We start from the raw sequence: 7,563 nt of genomic DNA on the forward strand, positions 1-7,563 counted from the left end.
GCCAATGATAAATGAAAAAATAAAAACTCTGGAAGAAGCTGTAATTCTTTCAGAGATTGCATCATCAGCAGGAGCCCTGATGCTTGCCAATGGGGCTGAGATTTACAGGGTAGAGGATACAGTTGAAAGAATAATTAGGTCAAAAGATTCTATTAAAGACGTAGATGTTTTTTCTTCTTATAATACAATTATCATTTCATTTTCCTATAAAGGAGAGATTCATACAAATATGCGTAGGGTTAGAAGCCGTGGAAACAACCTCTATTATGTAGATAGGGTAAATACTTTTTCTAGAAACTTTTCTGCAGGACTTTATACTCTAGATGAGGCTCTTTTAGAAATTGATAAGATAAAAAAAGAAAAATCTGTCCCAGTTGCCCTTAAGATTTTTGGGGCAACTATTGCAGCTGGATCCTACTCGATTCTACTAGGTGGGGGTATTATAGATATACTCTCAGCATTTCTTGTAGGATTTTTGGCTTATAGATTTTCCTTATTTTTAGAGCGAAATAATCTAAATTTTTTCGTGGTCAATTTTTTATATGGCTTTGTATTATCTTTTTTAGCTCTAGCTATAAATGAAATTACACCAATAAGTATAAATATAGTAATCATCGGGGGAATGATGGCCTTTGTACCAGGAGTTATGCTTACAAATGCTGTAAGAGATTTAATGAGTGGGGATGCCCTAAGTGGGATAACAGGAACAGCCATGGCCATATTAATTTCAATTGCCCTAGCAGTAGGAGTTGCAACACCTATTAGTATATGGAGGTTATTCTAAATGTCATATTTAATACAATTTATAGCCGCAATCATGTCAACAGTAGGATTTGCCCTAGTATTTGCAGTACCTTTAAAAACCTTATTGGTATCTGCTGTAAATGGAGGATTTGGCTGGATAGTTTTTAAATATGTTATAGATACTACAGGAAGTAAGTACATAGCAGTATTTTTATCAGCTTTAAGTATTACCTTTGTTTCAGAAATGCTAGCAAGACGTCTCAGATACCCAGCTTCAGTATTTATAATTCCAGGTATTATAAACCTAGTTCCAGGAGAGGGTATATATAATACAATGGGATTTTTTGTAAATAACCAATCCGAGTTAGCCATAGAAAGTTTTTACAGCACCATAGTTGTAGCAGGATCTATATCTTTTGGGATATTATTAGCAAGTTCTTTCTCAACTTCGCTTAAAACTTTTAGAACAAGAACAGTAAATAGAACAAATTATCTAAGGAGAAAAAAATGATAAAAGAAATATATTTAGCAGGCGGATGTTTCTGGGGAGTAGAAGCATACTTTAAAGAAATAGAAGGAGTAGTAGATACAGAAGTAGGATATGCAAATGGTAAAACTGAACAAACTACTTATGAAGAAGTACCTGTTACAGACCATGCAGAAACAGTTCATATAAAATATGATGATGAAGTAATTAGTTTAGAAAAATTATTAGAATACTTATATTACATTATCGATCCATTTAGTGTTGATAAACAAGGAAACGATAGAGGTCGTCAATACAGGACTGGAATTTATTCTATAAATGTAGAAGATTTAGAAAAAGCTAGAGAATTTTTAGATAAAAAACAAGCTAACGAAGATAACGAAATAAAAGTTGAAGTGGAAGAGCTTAAAAACTTTATAGTGGCAGAAGACTACCACCAAGATTACTTAGAAAAAAATCCAACAGGTTACTGTCACATAAACCTTAATGATAGACCTAGCTTATAAGTAACTTTATTTAAAAGTAAATATAATATATAATTAAGTTACTAATATTATTAAGGAGGAAGAGATGAAGAGTAATTTTATTAGTAAAATTTCTTTAGCGACTGCTATGCTTTTGACCTTCACAGCTTGTGGTTCCCAGCAAAATGCAGAAGAAGCTTCTACAAATGATACAAGTGTAGAACAAAAAGCTAACGAAAAAACAGAAGAAGCAGTAGATGATACTGCTAAAGAAGAGGAAGAAACTAGCAAAGAAGATGAAAAAGAAGTAGCTAATGAAGATCAAGTTTTTGAGGGAAGAACTTTAAATGTAGTAGCTACTAGTGATTCATATGTACCATTATTTGAAGAATTTACAAAAGAAACTGGTGCAGATGTAGAGTTTTTATCAATGTCTAGTGGTGAAGTTATTTCAAGAACTAAAGCTGAAGGAAAAGCTATGGCAGACCTTTGGTTTGGTGGCGGCTTAGATGCTTTTATGGCAGCAAAAGATGATGATTTACTAGAGTCATATAATTCAGATATGACCTATAAAATTCCAGAAGAATATAAGGATGTTTACGGATATTATTTTTCAAAAGGTCTTACAGTAGTAGGATTTTTAGTAAATGATGCTATTCTTGAAGAAAAAGGTTTAGAAGCGCCAAAAACTTGGAAAGACCTAGCAGATCCAAAATACAAAGGCGAAGTTATCATGTCAAACCCTGCTATTTCTGGAACAAACTACGCAGCCTTAAAAGGACTTTTAGACTTATATGGAGAAGAAGAAGGTTGGTCTTTATTTGAAAAAATAAATGATAATATAGATTTCTACTCCAAAAGAGGAAAAGACCCACAAGAAAAAACAGCCCAAGGAGAATTTGCAATTGGAATTATCCCAGTAGATCAAAAAGCCTTTGATGCAGCAGAAGATTATGGCCTAACAGTCATCTATCCAGAAGATGGTATTCCATGGGTCCCAGAAGGAGTTGCAATCTTTAAAGATAGCGAAAATACAGATATCGCAGAAGCCTTTATAGATTTTATGCTTAGTGAAAAAGCACAAACCATGATTGCAGAAATCGATGGAAAAGATACTAACCAACTTATAGTTCCAGATATCAAAGGACTTGACCTAGGCTTACCAAAAGATAAGCTTATCGATGAAGACCTATCAACATTTGGATCACAAAGAGAAGAAATACTTAACAAATTTAAGGAAATAGCTGGAGACAAAGCCAGCGAAGAATAAAATAAACCAAGGCCTAGCCTTGGTTTTATTTTATATTTACATATTATGAAAAAATTAAAATCAAGAAATTTATTCGACATATTAATACAACTTATCCTAGTCTTAGCAGTAGTACTTTTTGTGCTAATGCCTTTTTTAAGTGTCTTTAAAGAAAGTTTTATAATTGATGGTAACATTGATTTTTCCTATTATAAAAATATCTTAGCAAATAAAAAATTATTAATAAATTCCTTAAAATTAGGTACCCTCACATCAGCTTTTTCAGTTATATTAGCAACTATCTTAGCAATTTACATTTACCTATCCAAGTCAAAAACAAAAAAGATATTTAACCTGATTTTACTAATTACTTTGGTCAGCCCTCCCTTTGTAACAAGTCTTAGCTACATTACCTTATTTGGACGCAGGGGATTTATAACTCACAGTTTACTAGGACTTTCCATAAATCCTTATAATATGTGGGGAGTAGTTTTTATGCAGACTCTATCCTACATTTCCCTAAATTGTCTGATTCTACTAGGTTACTTATCTACAATGAAAAATGATGTGATAAATTCCGCTAGGTCTTTGGGAGCTGATACCAATTCTATAATTTTAGATATCCTTATTCCCCAACTTAAAAATGGAATTTATACTGTTTTTTTATTAAGCTTTTTTAAATCAGTGGCAGACTTTGCTACTCCTTCTATTATTGGAGGGAAATTTAATGTGCTGGCTTTAGAATCTTATTTTGAAGTTATAGCAAATGGAAACTTAGCTAAAGCTAGTGCTATGAATGTTTTACTTTTGCTGCCAATTCTACTAGTATTTATTGTAGTAAGTTATTTAAATAAAGAAAAGTCTTCAACTGCAAATGCTAATGAATTAACAGAGATAAATGTTCAACGAATGGGGATAGTCTATAACATATTTAGAATTATAGGCATATTAATTTTACTTTTACTAGTAAGTTTATATGTTGCAATTATCCTAAGTGCCTTTACAACAATGAAAAAAGGGTCCTTAGTTTTTAGTTTGGATAATTTTTCAAAAGCTAAAAATTATATGGGTGATGCCATGCTAAGGTCTATTGGTTATTCTCTAATTTCAGCCTTGGTTGGTACTCTTATTGGTATGCTAATTGGCTATTATTTGATAATTAAAAATAGTAAATTTATGAAGCTAATAGACCTTATTTCAAATATGCCTTATATAATTCCTGGTACTTTTTTTGGTTTAGGATATTTATTGTATTTTAAATCCCCACCCCTTATGATTACGGGGACAAGCATGATAGTTGTTTTAAATGTGCTTTTTAAACAACTACCATTTTCAAGTAGGGTTGGAAATACAGCCATGAAAGCAATTGATAGCGATATGATTAATTCATTAAGAGACCTAGGAGCCAATACTTTTTATGAAATTAAAGATGGGATTATCCCAAATATTAAACCATCCTTGCGTATATCATTAATAAATAGCTTTACAACAACTATGACAACAGTTGGATCGATTATATTTTTAGTCTATCCTGGCAAGAAGCTTTTGACTCTTGTTATGTTTGATGTTATAAATAGCGGAAGATATGGCGAAGGATCAGTCATCGCTCTGCTTATAATGGTAATTTGTATTGTTTTTGATTTACTTATCAATTTTATTTTTGGGCAGAGAACTTCAAAAGAAAGGTCTACTTATGTATTTGGAAATTAAAAATTTAACTAAAAGCTATGGGGCAAATAAGGTTTTAGATAATATAAATATAAATTTAGAAGAGGGTAGATTCTTGTGCTTACTAGGCCCATCTGGTTCGGGTAAAAGCACTATTCTTCATTCGATAGGAGGATTTATAGATTTTAGCGGACAAATAATATTGGATGGAGAAGATATTAGCAATCTAGAGCCCAATGATAGAAAAGTTTCAACAGTTTTTCAAAGTCTAGGCCTATTTTCTCACATGACAGTTTTAAATAATGTGATGTATGGATTAAAATTTAATCAGAAATCTTTAAGTAAAACAGAGAAAAAAGATTTAGCCTATAAAACAATAGAGATGGTAGGATTAAAGGGCTATGAAAATAGGAAACCTACTGAACTTTCTGGAGGAGAAAGGCAAAGGGTGGCCCTTGCTAGAAGTTTAGTTGTGAAACCAAAATTACTTTTAATGGATGAGCCCTTTAGTGCTCTTGATCAAAATCTTAGGGAAAAAATGCAATTAGAAATTAGAAAAATCCACAAAGATTTTGGACTCACAACAATATTTGTAACCCACGATCAAGCAGAAGCCTTTAAGATGGCGGATGAGGTCATAGTTCTTAGCCAAGGAAAAATTATAGATCAAGGTTCACCCCAAAGAATTTATAATAAACCTGCAAATAAAGAAAGTTTAGACTTTATCGGCCAGAAAAATATAATAAATAATACTTATATTAGGCCTGAGAAAGTTAAAATTTCAGATAATGGGGAAGAATTTATCATAAAAGATATTATTTTTATGGGCAGCACTATAGAAATTTTTGTAGCAAATAGAGATAAAAGACTAAAAGCACTTTTACTGAATGATAACTTTGATAGAAAAATTGGTGATACAATTAAGTTAACTTATGATATGGAGCAGATTAAATGAAAATATTACATGTACTAACCCAATTGCCAGCAAAGACTGGTAGTGGAGTATATTTTACTAACCTTATAGATAGCCTAGATAATATGGGTTATGAAAATGCAGCTGTCTTTGGTACAGAAAAGATTTATGATAATCAGGTAACTGCCGAAATTTTAAAACCGGTTTACTATAATACAGAAGATATGCCCTTTAGAATATGTGGGATGAGTGACCAGATGCCTTATGACTCTACAGTCTATAGTGAAATGTCTGAAGAGCAAATTGATATTTTAATTAGCAATTTTAGAAAAGCATTAATAGAAGTAAAAGAAGAGTTTAAACCAGATATAATCATTTCCCACCACTTATTTTTTATCACTGACTTAGTTAGGGAAATTTTTGCTGATACAGAAGTAGTAGGTATTTCTCACGGTACAGATATAAGACAGGTTAAAAAACACCACACGCTTTTACCAAGACTTAGCCATATAAAAGATTTAGACTATGTACTTACAGTTACAGATATGGAAGATGATGCTATTATCAATCTACTAGGAGTAGATAAAAGTAAAATCCATAATGTAGGTGGGGGATATAATGAGAAAGTATTCTATCCGCCAAAAGAAAAAATAAAAAAATCTACCATAGATGTAGTATATGCAGGTAAGATTAGCCAGTCAAAAGGAGTTTTTGAGCTAGTCCAAACTTTGCCTATTCTAGAAAAAAAATATCCACAGATAAGACTTCATATGATAGGGAATGCTGATATAGAATCTTGCCATAAGATGAAAGACCTAGCAAACCATTCACCGAGACTATCAATATATCATGCCCTAGATCAGGTAAAACTTGCAAATTTATTAAAAGATGCAGATATATTTGTGCTACCATCATACTTTGAAGCCTTAGGTCTTATAGCTATAGAAGCTCTAGCCTGCCATAAATTAGTAGTAGCAAGTCAAATTGATGGGCTAGAAAAACTTGTAGGTCAAGAAATAAAGAATAATCATTTAATAGAATTCACTAAGCTACCAAGAATATATGATATAGATAAACCAGTCAAAGAAGATATCCCAGCTTATGTAGAAAGATTAAGTGAGAATATAGAAAAGCAAATAAATAGACTAGATCAAAATTTATTTACTGAAGAAGTAAACGCTGAAATCAACACACTTGCCTGGGCAAATATTGGACAAAAAATAATAAATGTAATAAAAAATTAAAAAAAGTGTTGACAGGATAAAAATAGCATGGTATTATATATCTTGTCGTTAAGAGACGACACAATGAACCAGATAAGTTAAAGCTTATCTAAAAAGTAAATAGTAATTAAACTTTAAGCAATTAATTTGAGTAACCAAAACCGACTTTTGTTTATATAATGAAAGTCAAAATGATTCCAATCTATTATATATAGATAGGATATTTTAAATCACGCATTAACAGAATGTTGATGTAAATGAAGAGTCTAGATCAAAATAGGCCTGTCCGGCCAAGAGAGGACCCTCCACGGAGTGGTCGCAGGACAGAGTCCGAGAAAGACTTTTATGAATTAAACTTTAATCTACTATTAATATTAGTAGTAAAAAATATTTTTCATGAGAGTTTGATCCTGGCTCAGGATTAACGCTGGCGGCGTGCATAACACATGCAAGTCGAACGATGAAACTTAAAAGATTTCTTCGGAATGAACTTAAGCGGATTAGTGGCGGACGGGTGAGTAACGCGTGAGTAACCTGCCTTACACAAGGGGATAGCCTCTGGAAACGGAGAATAATACCCTATGATATTACAACTTCGCATGAAGTAGTAATCAAAGTGTTAGCGGTGTAAGATGGACTTGCGTCTGATTAGCTAGTTGGTGAGAAAAAAAGCCCACCAAGGCAACGATCAGTAGCCGGCTTGAGAGAGTGTACGGCCACATTGGGACTGAGACACGGCCCAGACTCCTACGGGAGGCAGCAGTGGGGAATTTTGCACAATGGGGGGAACCCTGATGCAGCGACGCCGCGTGATT

Annotated in this window: 7 protein-coding genes and 1 rRNA gene; all 8 read left to right on the forward strand. The window is 32.7% G+C overall.

The features are described from left to right. The first annotated feature begins 4 nt into the window (after window positions 1-4). Complete coding sequence (locus ACCQ40_RS07115; RefSeq protein WP_410033190.1) at window positions 5-784, forward strand: threonine/serine exporter family protein; 780 nt, start codon at window positions 5-7, stop codon at window positions 782-784. Continuing rightward, complete coding sequence (locus ACCQ40_RS07120) at window positions 785-1,255, forward strand: threonine/serine exporter family protein (RefSeq protein ID WP_394011263.1); 471 nt, start codon at window positions 785-787, stop codon at window positions 1,253-1,255. Then, on the forward strand, window positions 1,252-1,737 hold the full coding sequence (gene msrA, locus ACCQ40_RS07125; protein ID WP_410033191.1) for a peptide-methionine (S)-S-oxide reductase MsrA: 486 nt from the start codon (window positions 1,252-1,254) through the stop codon (window positions 1,735-1,737). Before ACCQ40_RS07120 ends, msrA begins: the two co-directional genes overlap by 4 nt. Window positions 1,738-1,801: 64 nt before the next feature. After that, window positions 1,802-2,965: an ABC transporter substrate-binding protein gene (locus ACCQ40_RS07130; RefSeq protein ID WP_410033192.1), complete on the forward strand. Its 1,164-nt coding sequence runs from the start codon at window positions 1,802-1,804 to the stop codon at window positions 2,963-2,965. 45 nt (window positions 2,966-3,010) lie between these two features. After that, a complete protein-coding gene (locus ACCQ40_RS07135; protein ID WP_410033193.1) occupies window positions 3,011-4,654 on the forward strand; it encodes an ABC transporter permease in 1,644 nt (547 codons plus the stop codon). After that, on the forward strand, window positions 4,638-5,567 hold the full coding sequence (locus tag ACCQ40_RS07140) for an ABC transporter ATP-binding protein (protein WP_410033194.1): 930 nt from the start codon (window positions 4,638-4,640) through the stop codon (window positions 5,565-5,567). Before ACCQ40_RS07135 ends, ACCQ40_RS07140 begins: the two co-directional genes overlap by 17 nt. Beyond that, on the forward strand, window positions 5,564-6,769 hold the full coding sequence (locus ACCQ40_RS07145; protein ID WP_410033195.1) for a glycosyltransferase family 4 protein: 1,206 nt from the start codon (window positions 5,564-5,566) through the stop codon (window positions 6,767-6,769). The genes ACCQ40_RS07140 and ACCQ40_RS07145 overlap by 4 nt, the downstream gene beginning before the upstream one ends. A 371-nt stretch (window positions 6,770-7,140) precedes the next feature. Continuing rightward, window positions 7,141-7,563, forward strand: a 16S ribosomal RNA gene (locus tag ACCQ40_RS07150); the annotation flags it as partial.

Origin of the sequence: Anaerococcus cruorum, assembly GCF_046365495.1 — a bacterium.
GTDB lineage: Bacteria > Bacillota > Clostridia > Tissierellales > Peptoniphilaceae > Anaerococcus > Anaerococcus cruorum.